Origin of the sequence: Campylobacter showae (assembly GCF_963515975.1) — a bacterium.
In the GTDB taxonomy this organism is placed as follows: Bacteria; Campylobacterota; Campylobacteria; order Campylobacterales; family Campylobacteraceae; genus Campylobacter_A; species Campylobacter_A showae_F.
Genome location: NZ_CAUPZM010000002.1, coordinates 1 through 20915, shown reverse-complemented (window position 1 = coordinate 20915; position 20915 = coordinate 1). Strand labels below are relative to the sequence as shown.

15 protein-coding genes and 4 pseudogenes are annotated in these 20915 nt (G+C 46.8%); 5 read left to right on the top strand and 14 right to left on the bottom strand.

All coding sequences use genetic code 11. The features are described 5' to 3' along the window. Nucleotides 1-57: 57 nt before the first annotated feature. From RWM02_RS00895 to RWM02_RS00885, 3 genes are read left to right on the top strand one after another with little or no spacing between them, the layout of a single operon-like run. Nucleotides 58-303, top strand: a complete 246-nt coding sequence (locus tag RWM02_RS00895; RefSeq protein WP_314068474.1) for a hypothetical protein — start codon at nt 58-60, stop codon at nt 301-303. Next, on the top strand, nt 303-965 hold the full coding sequence (locus RWM02_RS00890) for a response regulator transcription factor (protein ID WP_314068472.1): 663 nt from the start codon (nt 303-305) through the stop codon (nt 963-965). Before RWM02_RS00895 ends, RWM02_RS00890 begins: the two co-directional genes overlap by 1 nt. Continuing rightward, the gene (locus tag RWM02_RS00885; protein WP_314068470.1) at nt 958-2130 is read left to right on the top strand and encodes a sensor histidine kinase; all 1173 of its coding nucleotides are present in this window, start codon (nt 958-960) and stop codon (nt 2128-2130) included. Before RWM02_RS00890 ends, RWM02_RS00885 begins: the two co-directional genes overlap by 8 nt. Before the next feature lie 109 nt (nt 2131-2239). Here RWM02_RS00885 and RWM02_RS00880 read toward each other — a convergent pair whose 3' ends face one another. Then, nucleotides 2240-4993 (bottom strand): bifunctional aconitate hydratase 2/2-methylisocitrate dehydratase, encoded by a 2754-nt coding sequence (locus tag RWM02_RS00880; protein ID WP_314068468.1) that lies wholly within the window; start codon nt 4991-4993, stop codon nt 2240-2242. Between the two features lie 86 nt (nt 4994-5079). On the opposite strand from RWM02_RS00880, the gene RWM02_RS00875 reads away from it, so the two are divergent. Beyond that, on the top strand, nt 5080-5547 hold the full coding sequence (locus tag RWM02_RS00875; protein WP_314068466.1) for a methylated-DNA--[protein]-cysteine S-methyltransferase: 468 nt from the start codon (nt 5080-5082) through the stop codon (nt 5545-5547). Nucleotides 5548-5967: 420 nt separating this feature from the next. Here RWM02_RS00875 and RWM02_RS00870 read toward each other — a convergent pair whose 3' ends face one another. From RWM02_RS00870 to RWM02_RS00825, 12 genes and pseudogenes are all read right to left on the bottom strand, one after another. Beyond that, nucleotides 5968-6537 carry a hypothetical protein gene (locus RWM02_RS00870; RefSeq protein ID WP_314068464.1) on the bottom strand — a complete coding sequence of 190 codons (570 nt, stop codon included), beginning with the start codon at nt 6535-6537 and terminating at the stop codon, nt 5968-5970. Between the two features lie 22 nt (nt 6538-6559). After that, nucleotides 6560-6988 carry an EamA family transporter gene (locus RWM02_RS00865; protein WP_314068462.1) on the bottom strand — a complete coding sequence of 143 codons (429 nt, stop codon included), beginning with the start codon at nt 6986-6988 and terminating at the stop codon, nt 6560-6562. Between the two features lie 186 nt (nt 6989-7174). Continuing rightward, a pseudogene (locus tag RWM02_RS10565) lies at nt 7175-7579 on the bottom strand (methyl-accepting chemotaxis protein); the annotation flags it as partial. A 774-nt stretch (nt 7580-8353) separates the two neighbouring features. Continuing rightward, nucleotides 8354-9097, bottom strand: a pseudogene (locus RWM02_RS10560) (cache domain-containing protein); the annotation flags it as partial. A gap of 218 nt (nt 9098-9315) precedes the next feature. Further along, nucleotides 9316-9717 (bottom strand): annotated as a pseudogene (locus RWM02_RS10555) (methyl-accepting chemotaxis protein); the annotation flags it as partial. An 834-nt stretch (nt 9718-10551) separates the two neighbouring features. Next, nucleotides 10552-11256: pseudogene (locus tag RWM02_RS10550) on the bottom strand (cache domain-containing protein); the annotation flags it as partial. Between the two features lie 365 nt (nt 11257-11621). After that, nucleotides 11622-14180 (bottom strand): molybdopterin-dependent oxidoreductase, encoded by a 2559-nt coding sequence (locus tag RWM02_RS00850; RefSeq protein ID WP_314068456.1) that lies wholly within the window; start codon nt 14178-14180, stop codon nt 11622-11624. A gap of 775 nt (nt 14181-14955) precedes the next feature. After that, a complete protein-coding gene (locus RWM02_RS00845) occupies nt 14956-15534 on the bottom strand; it encodes a cytochrome C (RefSeq protein WP_295142721.1) in 579 nt (192 codons plus the stop codon). A 269-nt stretch (nt 15535-15803) separates the two neighbouring features. After that, nucleotides 15804-16730 (bottom strand): Dyp-type peroxidase, encoded by a 927-nt coding sequence (locus RWM02_RS00840; protein ID WP_314068453.1) that lies wholly within the window; start codon nt 16728-16730, stop codon nt 15804-15806. A 214-nt stretch (nt 16731-16944) separates the two neighbouring features. Further along, nucleotides 16945-17673, bottom strand: a complete 729-nt coding sequence (locus tag RWM02_RS00835; protein ID WP_314068451.1) for a response regulator transcription factor — start codon at nt 17671-17673, stop codon at nt 16945-16947. Between the two features lie 65 nt (nt 17674-17738). Further along, nucleotides 17739-18833, bottom strand: coding sequence for a PAS domain-containing sensor histidine kinase (locus tag RWM02_RS00830; RefSeq protein ID WP_314068450.1), 1095 nt, complete (start codon nt 18831-18833; stop codon nt 17739-17741). Further along, on the bottom strand, nt 18808-19818 hold the full coding sequence (locus RWM02_RS00825) for a bifunctional 3,4-dihydroxy-2-butanone 4-phosphate synthase/GTP cyclohydrolase II (protein WP_314068449.1): 1011 nt from the start codon (nt 19816-19818) through the stop codon (nt 18808-18810). The genes RWM02_RS00830 and RWM02_RS00825 overlap by 26 nt, the downstream gene beginning before the upstream one ends. 114 nt (nt 19819-19932) lie before the next feature. On the opposite strand from RWM02_RS00825, the gene RWM02_RS00820 reads away from it, so the two are divergent. Beyond that, complete coding sequence (locus tag RWM02_RS00820) at nt 19933-20112, top strand: hypothetical protein (protein WP_314068448.1); 180 nt, start codon at nt 19933-19935, stop codon at nt 20110-20112. Nucleotides 20113-20516: 404 nt separating this feature from the next. Here the strand turns inward: RWM02_RS00820 and RWM02_RS00815 are convergent. Further along, on the bottom strand, nt 20517-20915 hold a 399-nt coding region (locus tag RWM02_RS00815), incomplete at its 5' end, for a helicase IV (protein ID WP_314068446.1).

Sequence of the window (20915 nt, the reverse complement as noted above, 5' to 3'; positions counted from 1 at the left end):
GCTCGTTTCACGTTTCTTGGCTAAACTTCCATCATAAATTTTCCTAAAGGAGATGCTATGAAAAAGTTAGCTTTAGTTGCGCTTAGCGCGTTGTTCGTTACAGGTTCTATCTTTGCCGCCGAGATGAAAGGCGATATGATGGAGAAAAAAGATACCATGATGGAAAATAAGGACGCCATGATGGAGAAAAAAGACGATATGATGATAAAAAAGGACGAAATGAAGGGCGACATGAAAGAGATGAAAGACGATATGGGTAAAAAGAAAGACGATATGAAAGACATGAAAAAGGATAAGATGTAATGACGCAAATTTTGCTCGTAGAGGACGATGAGACGCTAAGCGAACTCATCAGCGAGTATCTGAGCGAACAAGGCTACGACGTGACCGTTCGCGCCGATGCTAAAGCAGCTCTAGATACCGCCTACGAGCGAAAATTTGATATCCTCATCCTCGACGTCAAGCTACCTAAAGGCGACGGTTTCTCCCTTTTGCGCGAACTTAGGCGGCTTGGCAACGACACGCCTGCGATCTTTACCACCTCGCTAAACGCGCTGCAAGACCTAGAAATCGGCTACAAAAGCGGCTGCGACGACTACCTAAAAAAGCCGTACGAGCTAAAAGAGCTTTTGCTTCGTATTCAAATTTTAATCAAGCGCAAATTTTCTCACGTAAATGACGAATTTATCGAGCTTAACGATGGATATAAATTCTATCCAAGCTCCAAAACGCTCCGACAAAACGGGCAAATCGTAAATCTCTCAAACAAAGAAAGCGAACTTTTGGCGCTATTTTTGGAAAATAAAAACGCGCTACTGAGCAAGGAGACGATATTTGAGAAAATTTGGAACTACGGCGAGGAGCCCAGCGAGCTGAGCCTGCGGGTTTACGTCAAAAACTTACGCCGCATTTTAGGCAAGGACGCGATCATAAACAGGCGCGGCGACGGCTATATCTATGTCTGAGCGCTCCGCCGTTATAGCAAAAATCCTCTCGCTTTATCTCATCACTAGCGCCCTATTTTTGGGGTATTTTTTTACGAACGACTATAAAATGAAAAAGGAAGCCCTCATCTCAAACGAGGTAAAAAATCTAAAAGAGATCAAGATGGGTATCTATATGAAAGCGCGTATGGACGGGCTTGGCGCAGTAAAAAGCTTTACCGCCGAAAAAGACGTCAAAGCCTGCATCATAGCTAAAAGCGGTCAAATTTTATACGGCGAGGCAGGCTGCGCTCAATTTGACGACGCCCAGAGTAGCGCGGCCGTATCGGACGGCAAGGTAACGATATTTGAGGCTTTGCAAAATATGGACGAAGGCGGCGCGGACGAGCTATCGACAGCAAAAATCGCGCTAAGCGGTAAGGACGTCACGAGCGAGCTAAATTTGCTTCGACTGCGTACGGCGCTAAATTTGCTTATCATTTTAGGCGTCATCATGATAATCGCCTTTTATCTAGCAAAGACCGCGCTAGCGCCGCTACACGCCAAGATCGCCGCGCTAAATCGCTTTATAAAAGACTCTACTCACGAGATAAACGCGCCCCTTAGCGTCATACTTATAAGCATCGAAACGGCAGATAAAAGTAGCCTAAGCCAGAGAAATTTAAAGCGCCTAAACAACATCCAAACCGCCGCCAAAACGCTAAGCCGCACCTATGAGGACCTCACGTATTTATCCTTTGGCGCCTCAAGCTCCGCACCAAAAGAGGAGCTAAATTTGAGAGACATTTTAAACGAGCGGCTCGAATTTTTTGCTCCGTTTTTTGCTAAACGAGGGCTTGATTTAAGGCTAAATTTAAAAGACGCTCTCATAAATGCAAACGGCTATGAGCTAAAACGTGCGGTGGATAACCTACTAAGCAACGCCGTAAAATACGCAAACCAAGGCGGCTACGTCGCGGTTAGTTTGCAAGACGGCGAGCTAAAAATCTCAAATAGCGGCGAGGGGCTAAGCAAAGAGCAGCAAGATAAAATTTTCGAGCGATACACGCGATTTAACGAAGACCAAGGCGGCTTTGGCATCGGGCTAAATTTAGTTAAAAGAGCCTGCGAAAACAACGCTATATCCGTAGCCTGCGAAAGCGAATCCGGCAAAGAAACTACCTTTACGCTTAGGTGGACTCATTAAATTTGACGGCTTTTAAGCTCGCACGTTTGGCTAGATAAAATTTACGAAAAAGCCAGCCGTAAAAACAGCCTAGCTTTAGCCGCAAATTTTACCCAAGCAATCAAATTTACTAAATTTTAAAATTTTCTATCTCATTAAAATTTAGATAGCGATAAATTTGCGCCTCTTTGCCCGCAAGCTTTTGGGGTACTATGCTCATGTATTCAGAGACGCTGGGTAGCCTGCCCAGCACGGCGCAAACTGCCGCTAGCTCGGCGCTGCCTAGATATACGCGCGCACCCATGCCCATGCGGTTATCAAAATTTCTCGTTGAGGTCGAAAACACGGTCGCGCCGTCGTTTACGCGGGCTTGGTTGCCCATGCAAAGTGAACAACCAGGTACCTCCGTGCGGGCACCCACCGCGCGAAAGATATCGTAGTAGCCCTCCTTTTCTAGCAGCGCCTGATCCATCTTTGTAGGCGGCGCGATCCAAAGCCTGGTAGGCAGCGTCCCAAGCCCCCGCAGAGCCTCGCCCAGCGCGCGGTAGTGGCCGATATTGGTCATACAGCTACCCACAAACACCTCGTCGATCTTATGCGGGCGCGAGCTGTCGGCTAAAATTTCGCTTAGAGTCGCGACGTCGTCGGGATCGTTCGGGCAGGCTAGGATGGGCTCGGTTATCTCGTCCAAATTTATCTCGATCACCTCGGCGTAGCGCGCGTTTTTGTCGGCTCGCAGCAAGCTAGGCACCGCTAGCCACTCGCGCATTTTCGCCGCGCGCCGCTCCAAGCTCGCCCTACTTTCGTAGCCCGCCTCTATCATCGCCTCAATTAGAGCAACGTTTGAGCGGACGTATTCGCAGACGCCCTGCTGGCTCAAATTTACCGCGCAGGCCGCCGCAGAGCGCTCCGCCGAGGCATCGCTTAGCTCAAATGCTTGCTCGACTTTTAGCTCCTCCAGTCCCTCGATCTCTAAAATTTTACCCGCAAATACGTTTTTCTTGCCCTTCTTTTCGACCGTGAGCAGCCCGCGCTTGATCGCGTAGTATGGGATCGCATTTACCAGATCGCGCAGCGTCACGCCCTTTTGCAGCTGCCCGCTAAATCGCACGAGCACGGACTCAGGCACATTTAGCGGCATCGCTCCCGACACAGCCGCAAACGCCACCAGCCCGCTACCCGCAGGGAAGCTCACGCCGATAGGAAAGCGCGTATGAGAGTCGCCGCCCGTGCCCACGGTGTCGGGCAGCACCATGCGATTTAGCCACGAGTGTATGACGCCGTCGCCGGGTCTTAGGCTCACTCCGCCGCGCGAGCTCATAAATTTAGGCAGCGTCCTTTGCGTTTCAAGGTCGCTAGGCTTTGGATAGGCCGCCGTATGACAAAAGCTCTGCAGCACGAAATCAGCTGAAAATCCAAGACTGGCCAGCTCCTTGATCTCGTCGCGCGTCATCGGCCCCGTGGTGTCCTGTGAGCCTACGGTTAGGGTTGCAGGTTCGCAGTACTGCCCTGCCCTAACCCCCTGCACGCCGCAGGCCTTGCCCACGATCTTTTGAGCTAGCGTGTAGCCCTCGCTCTCGTTCGTTTTCGGCTGCGCTGGCCTCGCAAATATATCCTCTGCGCCTAAATTTAGCGCGGCTCTAGCCTTCGCGCAAAGCGAGCGGCCGATGATGAGCGGTATGCGCCCGCCGGCTCTGATCTCGTCAAATATCGTGTTTGGCGCAAGCGTAAAACGAGCGACCGGCTCGCCTTCGGGCTTGGCATTTTCGTTTAAATTTTCAAATTTAGCTTCGCCGTAAATTGAAACCGCGTCAAATTTACCCTCGGCGCTCAAATTTACCCGTCCGACGCGGAAAATCTCGCCAGCGTACGGGTAGATATCCACGACATCGCCCGTCTCTAGCGCGCTCGCGTCGGCCACGATCGGTAGCGCGCCGCTATCCTCGGCGGTGTTAAAAAATATCGGCGCGATAGCCGTGCCTATCACGATGCCGCCCGTTTTTTTGTTCGGCACGCCCTCTATCTCGCGCCCGAGGTGCCACTGGATAGAGTTTATGCCGCTCTTTCGGCTACTGCCCGTGCCCACGACGTCGCCTGCGTAGACGACCTCGAGCCCGCTTTTTTTAAGCTCATTGATCGTCTCCAGACTACCCGGCTGACGCTTAACTAGCATCACGTTTGCGTGCAGCGGGATGTCTGAGCGCGTATAGGCCTCGCTAGCCGGGCTTAGATCGTCGGTGTTGGTCTCGCCGGCAACCTTAAAGATAACCGCCCTGATACGCCTAGGCAGGCTCTCGCGCGCCTTAAACCACTCAGCCTCCGCCCACGAACGCAAGACTTCTAGCGCAAATTTATTGCTTTTTGCAAGCTCTGCTACGTCGTTAAAATAATCATGCACGAAAATCGTCTCTTTTAGCACGTTACAGGCGGCCTGTGCTACGACCTCGTCGCCGTTTTTTAGACTCTCAAGCAGCACGATGACGCTGTATCCGCCAAGCATCGGTCGCAGTAAATTTACTGCGGCGATTTTGTCAAGACCGCTTATCTCAAGCCCGTGATTTATAATCTCGTTTAAAAACTCCGCCTTTACCTTCGCTGCGTCGTCTACTCCCGGATTTACGCGACTTGCGAGTAAATTTACGAGCCGCTTTACCCTCTTTTGATTTTCGTCTAGCCTTGCGGCGATAATCGCTTCGCCCTCACCGCCCGGCTCCATCGGTGGCACGCGTCCTGAGAGCAAGCCTAGACACTCCCTCTCGTGCGCGCTTTCAAGCTTTAAAAGCTCGCAAACCTCCCTCGTTTGCTCCTCGTTTAGCGGTAGCGGCGGCACGCCTAGGGCCTCGCGCTCTTTTACATGCTTTTCGTATTCGGTAAAAAAATCCATCGTTTATCCTTATTAAAATTTACGTAATTTTAGCAAAACAAAGCGAAATTTGGCTAAATTTAAGCACTTGATTTTAAGGAATTACGATGCAAAAAGCGTATTTTAACTCGCCTATCGACGTTTTGGAGATTTGCGGCGACGAGAGCGGAGTTTGCGAGATAAATTTCGTGCGAGAATTCGTCCGCACGGACGTAACGGATGCAAATTTAAAGCTTTGCTTAAGCGAGCTTGAAAGGTATTTTAAAGGCGAGCTAAAAACCTTTAAAACGCGGCTAAATATCGGCGGCACGGCATTTCAGAGGTGCGTTTACGAAAATCTGCAAAAGATCGCTTACGGGCAGCGCGTCACGTACGCCAAGCTCGCAGCGATGACCGGGCGACCGAAGGCATTTCGCGCAGCAGGCTCGGCAAACGCAAAAAACAAAATCCCAATCATCGTGCCTTGCCACAGAGTCGTCGCCTCAAACGGCCTTGGCGGATACAGCGGCGGCGAAGGGCTAGCGACTAAAATTTGGCTTTTGGAGCATGAAGCGAAATTTAAAGACAAAGCTTAGCGTCTTTAAAATTTAACAGTGCAATTCGTCCAAACAAGCACAAATTTGACGGCTTAATTTTAGTTAAGCTCAAACCTGACTACACGAAGTACGGCACCGTTTTTAGTCGGCAAAACGCGAGGTAAATTTGCCGACTAAACCGAGCAAATTTACTAAAGTCTAAATCCAGCAAGCAAATAAACTCAGCCCGTTTCAAAACTCAAATTTAAATACAAAGTCACCGATAAATTTGAGGCGAAAATCTATCCGCAAAAAGGTAAAAATAAATTTAAACCGCAAACAAAAACGCAAATTTGACTCAAAACCGCGCCGCTTTAGCCGCTTGTGCCGCCTTGCCGGATAGCAAAATTTATCGTCCAAAACCCCACTCAAAAAACAACAGCCAAAAACATCTCTTAAGCCGGCGCATACCGCTAAATTTTACTTTTTACCCTTGGCTTGCGCGAGATCTCTACGATTTAAAAACCACACTATAAACAGAAAAAAGGCGGCTATTTTTAAGCATGCGTAGATAAGATCCATGTTTTTCTGGGGCGTTTGCAGTTCATCTTCGTAGCTATATTTGACGTAAACCTTGCCCGCATCGTCTTCTAGCTGCAAGATTTCGTTACCTAGCGGCATTACCTTGCTATATATAACCGCCTTCTTTTTTATGAGCGGTCTATACGTCTCGTCATCTCTACTATCTATGTAGTATGACACCGCCCGGCCGTCATCCAGCCTCAGTTTTAGCTTTCCGTCGCCTTTTAGACCGTAGTTTGCGGACTCCACCGTTCCTACGTTTTTCGTTAGTTCGTTTAGCGGTTTATAATCGCTATAAAAGACCATATCCTTGATAACAAACAGGATCAAAGTAAGACACAAACCGACCATAGCCATCAAAAATGCCGAAAAGATACTTCTTAAGGCAGAGCCGTTACCGTAAAATCCCCTTTTTATAAAAACTACATACAAATACGAGTTTTTGATTTTTTCTTTAAATTTCTCCAAATTTAACTCCCGTTACTTGATACTATTTATCCGCAAAAACCAGCATAAACACGCCGCTAGCAATCAGCGCGATACCGATCCACTCTCGCGCGCTCGGGCGCTCGCCTAAAAATATAACCGCAAAAACAACGACCAAAACGACGCTAAGCTTATCTATGGGCGCTACCTGCGACGCAGAACCCATCTGAAGCGCTTTAAAATACGCCAACCACGACGCGCCCGTCGCAAGTCCGCTAAGCGTTAAAAATAGCCAATTTCGCGCGCCAAGCTCGCCAAGGGGCTGCCACTTTTTGGCATAAGTTAGAAACAAAACCAGCGCCGCCGCGATAACGAGCGTCCTAATAAAGGTCGCGAAATTTGAGTCTATACCCTCAAGCCCGACTTTGGCGAAAATCGCCGTAAGCGCGGCAAAAACCGCCGAAGCCAGCGCCCATAAAGCCCACTCTTGCATGATTTATCCTTTGCAAAATTATAGTCAAATTTTACGGCAAATTTAGCTCAAAAGGGTGCAAATTTAAAATAAAAAAATAAGAGAAAGCTGCAAAGCGATTAAATTTACTAGCGCCTTGCAGTCAAAATAAAAGGAGTCAAATCAAAACGGCAAGCCAAATTTATCCAAACTTGCCGTTTTGATGGATTAAAATTTCTTTTTCCTAACGTCTTCTACGATAGCTTTTGCCATGTTGTCCACTTCGCTAGTTACCCTGCTCGTGGCGTTGGCTATATTAACGTTTTGTTTAGTGAGCTCATCGACCTGGGCAATGCTTTGATTTATCATATTTATAGCTTCGCTTTGCTCTTTGATGTTTTCGCTCATCTCGTTGATCCCTTGAGCCAGGACGTTTGTGTTGGCTTCGATTTCGCCGAGACTCTTTTGCGTGCGTTCGGCTAGCTTTCTAACCTCGTCGGCCACGACGGCAAAGCCGCGTCCGTGCTCGCCTGCGCGCGCCGCCTCGATGGCTGCATTAAGTGCTAGCAAATTCGTCTGATCGGCGATGTCGCGGATGATCACGATGATATGCTTGATCTCATCGCTTTGCCTAATGACGTCGACGGTTTTTTGACTAATAGCGTTCATCGAGCTACTCATCTGCTCTACGGCTGCGGCGCTTTCTTGGAGAGAATTTGACTGCGTGCTAGCGCCCTGAGCTACTTGCTTCATGGATTCGTCTAGCATATGGACTTTTTCTTCTAAAATTTGAGCTTTTTCTAGGTTAAACGCGAGCATACCGGCTATCTCTTCGCCAAGTTCGTTCGTAACGAGCTCGACGTCGCCTTTGGCGTCTGCGATCCTTGACGTGAAATCAGATTTTCTAAAATCGTTAAAAGCTTTTTGGATCACGTTTAGATCGCTACCGACTTTGTGCTCCAAAACATCTAGCATTTTATTTAAAACGTCTTTTAGCTCGACTAGTTTCGGGTTGGCCGGGTTGTCGGTTATCCTAGCTCTTAAATTTCCGTTTTCTATCTGCTTTGCGGCCTCTACGGACTGAGATACCGCTCTGGCGTCTTGGCTAGCGTTGTCGCAAATTTTAGCTATATTGTCGTTTATCAGCTTGCTCATTACGCCGAATTCGTCTTTTGTGTTTACTTTTGAAACGACGGGCTCTTTTGTCTCGAAATTTAAAAATTTAAAGAAGCTGATCAAAGCGCTAGTTATCGTATTGATCTGGCTAAGCGATCTTTTGAGCAAGAGATGCACGATTGCCGATAAAACGACTATAAATATAGCGGCCAAGATAAGCTGAATCTTTAAGATAGGCAAGGTGTGCGTGCTAAAGATATTTTGATCCATCGCCGTTACCGCGAACCAGCCTTTATCGTTTAGCTCAAGCATATAGGCGTAAACGTCCTCGCCCTTGCCATTTTTATATGCTATCAGCCCTTTTTCGTCAAATTTCTTTTCTTGGTATTGCTTGATTATGCTTTTAACTATGTCGTTAGGCTTGCCGACTAGATCTTTGTTTGGGTGTATGATAACGTTGCTATTTTGATCGACGACGAAAGCGTAGCTATATGCGGTTTTGCTGATTTGAGATATATTATCGCTTAGCGCCTCGATAGATGCGTCTATGCCGGCCACTCCGACGTTTTTGATAGGCGCGGCAAATGTTATAACCATCGCATTTAACGAAGCGGCCATATATGGATCGGTATACGTCGGCCTGCCTTCGGCTTTAGCTTGCTTGTACCAGCCTCTTACCCTCGGATCGTATCCTGCTTTATTTTGGCCGTTTGACCTAAACATAGCTCCGTCCTCATATCCGGCATAAATGAGAGCGATCTCTTTTCCGGATACGGCTTTTGCCTGAGATAAAGCGAAATTTATACCGTCCGCGTTTCTTTCGCCGTCGCTTTTTTCGCCTATTTTAGCTAGACTATCGGCCATCTTTTCTATGGCGTACTGATTGCTCTCAAAAAAGTTAGTCAACATGACTTTAACGTCTTTTAAAATTTGCTTTTGAGTTTGAATCACTAGGTCTACGGTCTTATTATGAGCCGTATTATAGCTAGCTAAAGATATCGCCGAAAACGATATAAAAAGCGCCAAGATGAGCATCAACGATATTTTGTTTGCGATTGAGCGCATTTACTTTCCCTTTATTAAAAGTTTAATACGCGATTTTATAACTTTTTGTATTAAATATTATTAATCTTAGAATAGTAAATTAAATATTAAATAATAATTTAAGGTTTTGGTTTTTTATTTTATCGGGGTTAAATCAGCAGCAAGAGCCAAATTTAGGGGCCAAAACCCCTAAATTTGACATTCTAAATTTAAAATTTATTTTTCCTAACGTCCGCGACGATATTTTTAGCCATATCGTCGATCTGAGAGGTGATCTCGTTTGTGGTATCGACGATGCCGATATTTTGTTTAGTGATATCGTCGATCTGACTTACGCTTTGATTTATCATATTTATGCCTTCGCTCTGCTCTCTGATGCTCTCGCTCATCTCGTTGATGCTTTGAGCCAGTACGTTTGCATTAGCTTCGATCTCGCCGAGCGATTTTTGAGTACGTTCGGCAAGCTTTCTAACCTCATCGGCCACGACGGCAAAGCCGCGTCCGTGCTCGCCTGCGCGCGCCGCCTCGATAGCTGCATTTAGAGCTAGCAAATTCGTCTGATCTGCGATATCTCGGATGATCACGATGATGTTTTTGATCTCTTCGCTTTGTCTCATAACGTCGACGGTTTTTTGACTAATAGCGTTCATCGAGCTGCTCATCTGCTCGATCGCGGCCGCGCTCTCGTCGATCGCACTTGCTTGTTTGCTTGCGCCTTGCGTTAGCTCTCTCATAGAGTCGGCTAGCACTTTTGCCTTCTCTTCTAGGCTTTGAGCTTCGCTTAGATTTTCTCTTAGCATGTTGCACACCGCATCGCCTGCGCTTTGTAGTCCTAGCATCATATCGCGCAGGTCGCTTTCGATGTCGTCTTTTATATCCACGCGGGAGGTGTAGTCGTTTTTATTGTATGCGTTTAGCACCGCGGCGATATCTTTTAAATTTGACGAGATGGAGGCAAAGAAGCGATTTAATAGCTCTTTTAGCTCGACTAGCGCAGGGTTGTTAGGCGTCTGGGCGATCTTGGCGCCGAGATTTCCTCTGATCATCTTGTTTGCTACGCCGTTTAGCTCATCTATCATCGCACTATCTTTTTTGATACCGTCTATGACTTTGTCGATGTTTTCGTTTATGGCGTAGCTCATTAGTCCAAATTCGTCTTTTGTAGTAACTTTTAGTTTATCGGGAGCTTTTTGCGTCTCGTAAGTGATAAATTTAAACGTGTCGTCAAGCTTTTCTTGGATAGTTTTTATCGGGCTTAGCGATTTTTTAAGCAGTACGTAAACAAATAGCGAAAGCGCGATGATAAACACCGTAGCTAGCACGAGCTGAGCTTTTAAGAGCGGCAAAGTGTTGCTAGAAAAGGTATTTGCTCCGATAGCTGCGACCGCTAGCCAGCCTTGCTCGTTGATAGGTATGAGTTTTGCCGTTACGCTTTCGCCTTTGTAGTTGACGTAAGGTATCAAGCCATTTTTGTCATATTTCTTTTCTGAATATTGTTTTGAAAGATATAGCGTAGACTCGACTGCTTTGCCGATATTATCTGGATTTGAGTGGATTAGCATCACGCCGTCTTTATTCATCACGTAGACATACCCGTATTCGGTTTTGCCCATATCGAGGATCTTTTTACTTAGAGCGTCGATCTGGATATCAAAGCCTATAACGCCCATAAATTTACCGTTTTTTGTAACCGGAGCGGCGAAACTAACAACCAGTCCATTATATGTAGCAGGTTTGTAAGGCTCGGTATAGATAGCTCCGTTTTTAGCTTTTGCGTCCATGTACCAGCCGCGTTTGCGAGGGTCGTAGTTGTCTTTTTCGGGAGTTAGTCTAGTGTCGTCGGATTGGAAAAAATATCCGTCATCTTCGCGACCGAAAAATACAAACGAAATCAAAGAATTTGCATTATACTTTTGAAATTTCAGCTGCGCCATATATGCGTCGCCGTCGTTATCGGTATTGCCCACGGCAGCAGCGATTTTTTTCGCAACTTCCATATAGTCGTGAAAAAACGAATCGGTGACCGCGTCGACGTCTTTTAAAATTTGAGCCTGATTTTGGCTGACGAGCTGAACAACCTTACTCTCGGCCGTATAATAACTAACCGCCGAAATAGCGGCAAACGAAACAATCAGCGCGACGATGAGCATCAACGCGATCTTATTCGTGATAGAACGCATTTTCTCTCCTTATATTTTTTCTTAAATTAAAAAATTATTCTACTACTTTCAAAGTTAAATAAAATTGAAATTTAGCATAAACTTAGCTTTAAAAGCAAAATTTGATCCAAATTTATACAAGCCTGCGAATGAAAATATAAAAAATCCGTTTAAAGCGGAAAAAACGGGGTAAAAAATGGGTAAATTCGTATGAAGAAACGGTATAAATTTAATCCAAATTTATACCGCTCCGAGTTAAATTTAACGGTTAAATTTTAAACGCCTCGCCGAGTCAAATTTAACCAGGCGAGGTTTTATCAAATTTAAGCCGCAGATTTTAGCTTGCGGCCTCAAATTTAAGCAAATTTCGGATCGCTAAACGCCGTTAGCTCAGGCGCCTTGCCCGTAAATTTCTCGATATTTACGAGCGCGGTGTGGCTGATGTTACCGTTAGCTAGCTTGCTAGTCGGGATATCGATAGTTAGGACGTTTGGCGAGCCGTTTTTGCAAAGACCCGCGTCAAATCCGTCGTACCATACGCCTTCAGCTAGCTTAACGACGCCCTCTTTGATATCTTGCGTCACGTATGCGCCCGCTAGCACTTCGCCGCGCGCGTTAAATACCCTAACCAAATCGCCCGTTTTGATACCTTTTTTCGCGGCGTCTTTAGGGTGTATCCAGATCGGCTCGCGGTTTGCGATCGCGTAGTTTTCGCGTAGAGATGTTTGGTTTAGCTGCGAGTGGAGGCGATCGGTCGGATGCGGGCTTAACATGTGTAGCTCGGCAGGTTTATCTTTCATGCCTAGCCACTCGACCGGCTCAAACCACATCGGATGCGCGCCGCAGTCGTCATAACCCATTTTCTCGATGGTTTCGGAGTAAATTTCGATTAGACCGCTTGGCGTTCCTAGCGGATTTAACACCGGATCCTCTCTAAACTCGCCAAATCTCACCCACGTATCGCTCTCAGGCGTCGAGGCAAAAGTTACCGGTTTATTTTCGTTCCAAAACTCCTCAAACGGCTTCATATCCGTTTCAAAATCAGGTATGGCCTTGACCTGCTCGTACGCCGCACCGTAGTACTCTTTGATCCAGTCAAATTCGTCCTTGCCGTTGTCGGTGTAGGCGACGACTAAATTTTTAGCGTACGCCTTGCAAAGATCGGTGAAAATTTGATAGTCGTCGCGAGCTTCGGCGTATTTTTCCACGACTTGCTTCATCGGCACGATGTTCATATTCGAGTAGTCGCCCGTCATAGTTACGTCGTTGCGCTCGTATGCAGTGGTGGTTGGAAATACGATATCGGCCATCTTAGCCGTCGGCGTCCAGTATGCCTCGTTTACGACTACCGTGCGAGGTTTGCGCCACGCTTCTAGCAGGCGGTTGGTTTCTTGATGATGGGCGAAAGGATTGCCGCCGACCCAGTAGATAAAGTCGATATCGGGATACGTGATTTTCTTACCGTTGTGATCGATCACTTTGCCTGGATTTAGCAGGGCGTCCGCGATACGAGCGACCGGGAATGCATAGTTTGTCGCCTTTTGCAGCCAGCTTTGACCCGTACCAGCAACCGCCGCGGCTTTAGCGACGAAGCGGCCGTTTGCGTCAAATTCTCCGCTATCGGTACCGATAAACTCGCCCTCGTCGTTAAATTTACCCACGCTTGCGCTATTTACGCCGCCGATGACCGCGCCTTTGCAAGTCGGAGCGCCGCCGTTTGAGTAGTGGTAGCTAAGGCCAAAACCTCCGCCAGGAAGTCCGATCTGTCCTAGCATCGCCGCCAAAGTCACCATCGCCCAGTGCGGCTGCTCGCCGTGATGCGCGCGCTGCATACCCCAACCGCTCATTATCATCGTGCGGTTAGCGGCGAAGGTATCGGCAAGCTCTTTTATAAGGCTTGCTTTTAGGCCGCAAATTTTGCTCGCCCACTCTAAATTTTTAGGCGTGCCGTCGGTTTTACCGAGCAGATACGGCAGGAATTTATCAAAGCCGCTCGTATAGGTCTCGATGAAGTTTTTATCGTATTTGCCGCTCTCGTATAGGTAGTGCATCATGCCTAGCATCATCGCGGTGTCGGTGTTTGGCACTGGAGCTATCCACTCGGCCTTATCAAAGTACTGCGCCGTTTCGCTTCTGATTGGGTCGATGATGATCACTTTGATATCTTTTTTGTTTTTAAGCTCTTCAAAGTACTTAAAGCCCTGCTCGTCGGTGCTAGTCCACGCTATGCGTAGCGTTGCCATAGGGTTTGCGCCCCAGATGACGACTACTTTTGAATTTTCTAGTACTACAGGCCAGCTGGTTTGCTGCTCGTAGACCTCGATGCTACCCACGACGTGAGGCATGATGATCTGGCTAGCGCCCGTAGAATAATCGCCAAGAGACCCAACAAATCCGCCGCTAAGGTTCATAAATCTATGAAGTAAAATTCTCGAGTTATGCACGTTACCGCTTGATTTCCAGCCGTAGCTGCCCGCAAATACGCCCTCTAGCCCCTTTTGTTTTCTCGTCTTTTTTAGCTCTCTAGCTACTAGTTTTATCGCGTCCTCGTAGCGTACGCGTACCCATCCGTCTTTACCTCTTAGTTCGGGTTTTGGCGAGTCCGGATTTTCTAGGTAGCTTTTGCGCACCATCGGGTATTTTATGCGTGATTTGTAGACCATGTCGGCGGTGTAGTGCTGCAATGGATTAAACACTTCGCTCGTTTTTTGAAACGGCTCTGATTTTACGATCTTGCCGTCTTTGACGCTAACTTTTAGCATGCCCCAGTGAGCGGCCGTTAGCACCTCGCCGTTACGTACGTTTGCCGTATTTAGCTCGGCGCCGAGTAAATTTGACGCCGTTACGCTAGAAAACAAAGGAGCCGCCGCAAGCGCCGCTCCGCCTTTTAATACATTTCGTCTTTGTAGGTTCATTTTTCTCTCCTATTTTTACTTCGCAGACTGGCAAAGCCAGTCTTTACGACGGGGAGCTACGCTCCCTCGACCCACCTAAAGTCCCTACTGCGTAGGGTACCCTGTTTTTACTTCTCGGTCAAACAAAGTCCGACCTCCGAGCGGGAGTATAAATACTCCCTGCACCCACCTGAAGCACACCGCTTCTTTCGAAAGCGGCGTAAATTCGGCACATTTTTTTGTTTTTACTTCTCGGTCAAACAAAGTCCGACCTCCGAGCGGGAGTATAAATACTCCCTGCACCCACCTGAAGTCCCTACTGCGTAGGGTACCCTGTTAAAATTTACTTCGCAGACTAGCAAAGCCAGCCTTTTTACATCGCATTCGCTCGCAACTGCAAGCAGACACGACGGGGAACTACGCTCACTCGACCCACCTAAAACACGCCGCTTCTTTATAAAAGCGATTTTAATTCGGCTTTTTTTATCAGCCAATGAGCCGCGCCTTAGTACGGACTCAAATTTAAGCTTTTACACTCAAATTTGACCGCTCTCTCGTCCAGCGAGTCAAATTTGACGACTAAAAGACTCATTCGCACAACTTGGCCCGTAAAGCAGCCGCTCAAATTTAGCGTATATCTCGTTTTGTACGCTAAATTTACTATCCGCCGAACCTTCAAATTCGGCGTTTTAAAAACAGCCGCTTCGCCGCGACTTTTATGGGTTTAGCTCCCACAAATCTCGTCCATTTGCGGGTGCGCCAGGCGTAAATCCTCGTCAAATTTACGCGCCGCTTTTTACTTTTTCGCCACGTTTACGTCAGCAGAGTGCTTTTGCAAGTACTGTATCACCAGCCACTCGTCGTCTTTGCCGATCGCCGTTCGCGCGATCATCGATTTTAGCAGGTTAGGCCACTGATTTGCCTTGTAGTGCGTGGTTTGATGCAGCGAATGGCACGCTCCGCAGCTTTCTTTGTAAAGTTCGCCGCCCTTAGCAAAAAGCCCGCCTAGATCGCTTGTAAAGCCGTCTTTTTGCGCATAGACCACGGTCTCAACCTCGTCCCATTTGCCGTTAGCGCCCTTTTTTACGACCTTTATATCAGGCGTCGCGGTTTTGGCAAACGCCACGGCGATGACGCGCTCGGAGTCACTAAAATAAACAACGTTGCTAACGGCGGGATTTTGGTAGCCTTTGACGGAGATTTTCACGCGGTCGCCCTGCGTGGCTAAAATTTTAACCCCGTTCGTCGGCAAGAGCCTGCCTATGCTTTTTTGCGACGTCGCATCGGCGTAAACATCTTTTACCGATGGGCTATACACCTCGCCCGCTGCAAAGAGCGAACAGGCTAGCAAGCTTGATAGTAGGATTTTTTTCATTTTGCTCCCTTAAATTTAAAATGTAAAAGGATTATATAAGAAAAGTATGATGAAAGTATGATTTTATGAAAATATAATTTTATATTTGCGCGGTTCATACCGTAAATTTGCAAGCAAAATTTGTAAATTTAGCGGTAAAAGCTTACGAAAAAATACTAATCTTAGTTTTAAATTTTAAAAGCGAATTTAGCGAGGTTATTGAAAGCAAAATTTAAAGCGGCAGCCCGCAAAACGTCCGAAATTTAGGAGAGTTCGCGAGCCGAAAAATCCTACTCTGCGCTATAGCTTGAGAGCATATCAAAAGTAGGCGCAAAAAATAGCGCTCCGGTGATCGGCGTGCTAAAATCAAGCAATCTATCCGAGTTGCCGCGCGGCTCGCCGATAAACATCTTATTTAGCATCGCTTCAACCGTCGAAAACGTGCTAGCATACGCGATAAAGTACGTCCCCGTCACGCTTCCCTCGACAAAAGGCATATTTCCACGAACAACTTTTTTATCATCTCCTACGTTTGCCGCGGCGGAGTGCGAGTTGCTAGGCTTTTCATCCTCGCTCATCTCGATGTCGTCTGCCTTAGTGCGGCCGATGACTTTTTCTTGCTCGCTCACGCTAGTTGCATTCCACTCCCTCATTTTGTGTTTATATTTTTGCACGAACACATAGCTTCCGCCCTTAAATTTCGCGTCTTCGTCGCCGACTTTGGCAAAAAAGTCCCTGTCTTCGCCGTTTGGATTTTCCGTACCGTCTACAAAGCCGATGATAGCCCTGCCGTCGTGGTATTTAAAACCCTGAGTTTCGTCTGCGAGCTTGGCAAATTTAAAAAGCTCGGCCTTTACATTTTGCGCCATATCAAAGCAATCCGCCGCATCAAGCGCCCTAATATGCACGTGGATATCGCCCGCGGTGCTTACGGCTTCGTGCTTATCGCCTTTTATCGCTTTAAAATTTACAAGCTCTTTTGGTAGCGGTTGCGGGAGTCCTAGTTTTAGCCATGCGTCGTGCCCGACGGCGATTACGCAGTTTACGTTCGCTTCCGCGCCAAACCTTACTTTTGCCGTTTTGTTTAAATTTACCACCAAAGCGCAAAGCCTCTCAAAGCCTTTTTTACAGGCGTTTTCGTCGCCGCTTAACAGCCAAGTTTGAAAGACGGTGTTATTTCCAGGCGCCTGCGTTACTTCTTGCGAATTTATTTGCATTTTATCTCCTTGATATTTTTAAAATTAGCAATTCGCATTTTACGACTTAAATTTTAATTTATGCTAAATTTACGCTTTTAAGAAACGTAAAATTTAAACGGATTAAAATCGCCGAGTTTTGGCTCAAATTTATCGTTGCGGTCTTTTGCAGACGCCAAATTTAAAAGCGCCGCGTTTTGTATTTAAACCATGATTTTGATTAAGCCGTCTTGCCTCAGATATAGCTCGTTTGACTCACGGTTCGTTGATTTTGCTCGGCTAGGACAAGCGCATATCCGCTGCCCTGCGCGTTTTGGATGAGTTCGGGGTAGAGTTTTTTGCGTAGTTTATAGACGAAGCTTCGTATCGCGTCAGCGGTGCAGCTACCATCCTGCCAGACGCACGCCTCGATCATCTCAAAGCTCACGACGCGGCCCTGATTTTTTAGAAAAAGATGGAGTAAATTTTGCTCTTTTTTCGTTAGCGCCACAGACCGGCCGTCCTTTGTTAGCTGCCTACTAAAGGCGTTAAATTTAAAGCCGTTTTTTAGATCGACCTGGGCGAAATCGTTTTTAAATTTATTCGCCGCAAAGCTCATTTGCATGATTAGATCGCGCTTTTCAAACGGCTTTTTTAGCACGCCAAAGCTACCCAGCTCTATCGCGCTAAGCACGTTCTCGTCGCTACCGTATGCAGTAAGAAATATAATAGGCACGTCTTTATCCAGCCCCCTGATGCGAGCCGCCATCTCAAGCCCGTTCATATGCGGCATGTTGATATCAGAAAGCACCAAATTTACGCCCTTTGCTTCAAAAACTTCCAGCGCTTCTTTGGCGTTTGCGCAGGCGTAAACCTCGCTCACGTAGTTTTCTACAGATATTTTGATGCTTTCGCGCAGGCTCTCGTCGTCCTCGACGATGAGTAAATTTACGCCGTTTAAGATATTTTTTATTTTGCTATACACGCTAGCCTCGTTTCTTGCTTGTCTTTCTTAAGTTTGCAAACTAATTTTTAAATTTATCGCCTCGTCTAAATTTCGCCCAAAAATAACGTAAATTTAGTCGGATTCGCCGCTCTTTCAAGCTCCAGCGCGCCGCCTAGCTTTTTTACGGCGAGCTCCCTAGCTACGTTTAGCCCCGTGCCCGTGCCCATATTTTTCGTCGTAAAAAACGGCTCGAAAATTTTATCGCTACTAGCCTTGACTCCACCGCCGTTATCGCTCACGCTCACGCAAAATAGCTCGCCCGCCCTCTTTAGCTCGATCAAAATTTGCGGCGTTTCGCATCCGCTTTCAACTAGCGCGTCCTTGGCGTTTGAGAGCAAAGAGAGCAAGATTTGCCTCACGTAGCTAGCAATGCTTTTTAGCTCGCACTTGCCGCCATCATGAGCAAATTTTAGCTCTATACCGTGAGAGTTTAGCTCTGGCCGCACTATCAAAATAAGCTCGTTTATGATATTAACGAGATAAAATTTCGCCACCGCCTCGCCGCTGGCGTAAAAATTTCTAAACGCCTTTATCGTTTCGTCCATTAGCCTTAGGCTCTTTTTGCAGGCTGCGATTTGAGCCGGTATGCGCTCAAATTCGCCCTCGAGCGCGCACTCCTCTATATTATCTAAATACAGCCCCAGTGCGCTTAGAGGCTGACGCTGCTGATGCGAGATGGAGTTTATCATCTCGCCGACCAGCGCGGTTTTGGCGTGAGCTAGCACCGAGCGCCTATGCTCAAGCTCCTTTTTTTCTAGCTCCGCTTCGTGCGTGACGTCGGTGACCGCGAGGATAAATCCGTCAAATTTCACCCCGCCCTCAAGCACGTTTGAAACGTTTAGCCTGAAGCATTTTTGGTCCTTTTTTACTACAAAATCGCTCGAGTTTAGCGGGCTATTTTTGAGATTTTTAAAGCTCTTTAGCTCGCCAAGCCCCTGTGCCGCAGCGATCATCTCGTCAAATTTCGCTCCGTAAAAAACCTTGGGCGCTAGAGCGAAAATCCGCTCGAATTTTTTATTTATAAATTTTATGACGCCCTTTTTGTCCGCGTACAAAAGCCCCAAATTTAGCGTCTTGGCAAATACCCGCGCTACCTCGCTAGGCCCGCTTGCGTTACTCTTTATAGCCCGCGATATCAAGCCCAAAGCCTTTTAACGCGACGAAATCTTTGTTTTTATTCGCGCTTAAAAGCTCGATCCGGCTGACGCCTAGTTTGTGTAAAATTTGCGCGCCGATGCCGTAGTCCTTGACCTGTCCGCCGCACTTTTCCTCGCCCTGCAAAAACATCGCGACGCCGCCGTTTTTGGATAGATACTCGAGCGAGTCTCGCAAATCATCGAATTTATCCGAGCACAGTAGCTCCACATCGCTTGAAATTTGATGAAATTTGACCGCGGTTTTGTCCTTTATCTCGCCGAAAACAAAAGCATAGTGTCGCTCGCCTTTGTGATCTAGGATATCGCATTTTAGGGCGTCAAAGCCCGCTATCTTAGCCGCGTTTTTTTCTTTTATCTCGATTAGGCTTTCGTGTTTTAGGCGGTATTGAACTAGCTCGGAGACCGAGACCATATTTAGCCCAAATTTCTCGCAAAACTCCTCTAGATCGGGTCTGCGAGCCATATTTCCGTCCTCTTTTACGATCTCGCAGATAACGGCTGCTTGCGTTAGACCTGCGTATTTGCATAGATCGACCGAGCCTTCGGTGTGCCCCGTGCGGCTTAGCACGCCGCCTTTTTTAGCGATGAGCGGGAAGATATGTCCAGGGCGCACGAAATCCTGCGGCTTTGACATCGGATCGGCAGCCAAACGGATCGTGACGTCGCGCTCGTAGGCGCTCACGCCCGTGGTCGTATTTTTAGCGTCTATAGTGACGGTAAACGCCGTCTCGTGGCAGGACGTGTTTTTATCCACCATCAAATTTAGCTCAAGCCTCTTTGCGATCTCCTCGTTTAGCGCGAGGCATAGCACGCCTTTTGCGTGAGTTATGGCGAAATTTACCTTTTGCGTGTCGCTAAAGGTCGCCGCAAATACCAGATCGCCCTCGTTTTCGCGATCCTCGTCGTCGACCATGACGACCATTTTGCCGTTTTTGATGTCATTTATGGCCTGCTCAACTCTATCCATTGTTATTCCTTGTTTAAAAATTTAGGATAATTATACATTTTTAGCTTTAAATTTAGGCTTTTGCGCGGGCTTGGCTTGAGATTTTACGGACTTTTAGGCGTAGCCAGACGCGGCATGAACAAACTTTGGTTAAATTTAAACGAAGCGACCAGGCTTGTAAGTTTTTGTTTAATTTTTACGGATTTATCAAATTTGACCGATTTTGGGCATAACCCGCACCTTGAAAATGCTAATGTTCAATTTAGCGATAATAATATGCGTAAGGTAAATTTTGCGCGTCTTTATTTTGGTTAAATTTGCCAAACCTTTAAAAATACGCACGATAGGATTTAGGCCGTTTTATGGCGACGACCAAATTTGATCAAACTCGCCGCTAACTGCTTACTGTTTTGGAGCAAATTTGCCGACCTAAAAGTGCAGACACGCCTGTTTGACGTTACGCGAGCGGCAAATCATCTTAACGTCCTACCTCGCGCCTTGCCTGCACGGTTTTATCACCCACTCCCAGACCGACAACTACGGTTGCGATACCGACACTTAAATCTGTTTTTTGAACAACCGCAAACACTTTTAAATAGTCGATTTTCTAATTTAATAAATTTTGTATCCATCGAATTTAACTGCCATCTTCTTGCGTTTTGTATTCTATTTGCATACAAAATTGCGACAAAGACGGAAGCATTTAAATTTGATAAATTTTACTGTTTAGGCTTGATTTGATATTTTGCACCGAGCCTTGCAAATTCTTTAGCGAAAAATGCGTTTAGATCGCGCAGGCTGTCGTCGTTCATTTGGATAAGTTTTAGGCGGTTTTTCTTGTAAATTTTGATTTTTTTGCTTTTTCTTTTTAAGTATTGCGGCGTCTCAAGGCCCCAAAATTCGATATAAATTTCGCTTTGCGTTAGGTAAAAATCGCTAACGACGCGCTCTTTGGTCGGCGCTTTTTTCTCGTAGATAAAATCTATGCCGCGGTAAAACAGCCAATTTGCCACGATGAGCTCGGCACGGCTTTTCACCGTATCGCCGCTATCGCTTTTGTATCTAGTTTGCTTGATTTTTTGCTTTTTAAATAGCTTTAAAGCCAGCAAAACGATTAA

Excerpts from the sequence above, each read along its gene's own strand:
- RWM02_RS00875 (WP_314068466.1), top strand. The coding sequence starts at position 5,080 with ATGCAAAAAGCGTATTTTAACTCGCCTATCGACGTTTTGGAGATTTGC.
- RWM02_RS00825 (WP_314068449.1), bottom strand. The coding sequence starts at position 19,818 with ATGGATAGAGTTGAGCAGGCCATAAATGACATCAAAAACGGCAAAATG.
- RWM02_RS00865 (WP_314068462.1), bottom strand. The coding sequence starts at position 6,988 with ATGCAAGAGTGGGCTTTATGGGCGCTGGCTTCGGCGGTTTTTGCCGCG.
- RWM02_RS00885 (WP_314068470.1), top strand. The coding sequence starts at position 958 with ATGTCTGAGCGCTCCGCCGTTATAGCAAAAATCCTCTCGCTTTATCTC.
- RWM02_RS00840 (WP_314068453.1), bottom strand. The coding sequence starts at position 16,730 with ATGCAAATAAATTCGCAAGAAGTAACGCAGGCGCCTGGAAATAACACC.
- RWM02_RS00850 (WP_314068456.1), bottom strand. The coding sequence starts at position 14,180 with ATGAACCTACAAAGACGAAATGTATTAAAAGGCGGAGCGGCGCTTGCG.
- RWM02_RS00880 (WP_314068468.1), bottom strand. The coding sequence starts at position 4,993 with ATGGATTTTTTTACCGAATACGAAAAGCATGTAAAAGAGCGCGAGGCC.
- RWM02_RS00820 (WP_314068448.1), top strand. The coding sequence starts at position 19,933 with ATGAACAAACTTTGGTTAAATTTAAACGAAGCGACCAGGCTTGTAAGT.
- RWM02_RS00895 (WP_314068474.1), top strand. The coding sequence starts at position 58 with ATGAAAAAGTTAGCTTTAGTTGCGCTTAGCGCGTTGTTCGTTACAGGT.
- RWM02_RS00845 (WP_295142721.1), bottom strand. The coding sequence starts at position 15,534 with ATGAAAAAAATCCTACTATCAAGCTTGCTAGCCTGTTCGCTCTTTGCA.
- RWM02_RS00890 (WP_314068472.1), top strand. The coding sequence starts at position 303 with ATGACGCAAATTTTGCTCGTAGAGGACGATGAGACGCTAAGCGAACTC.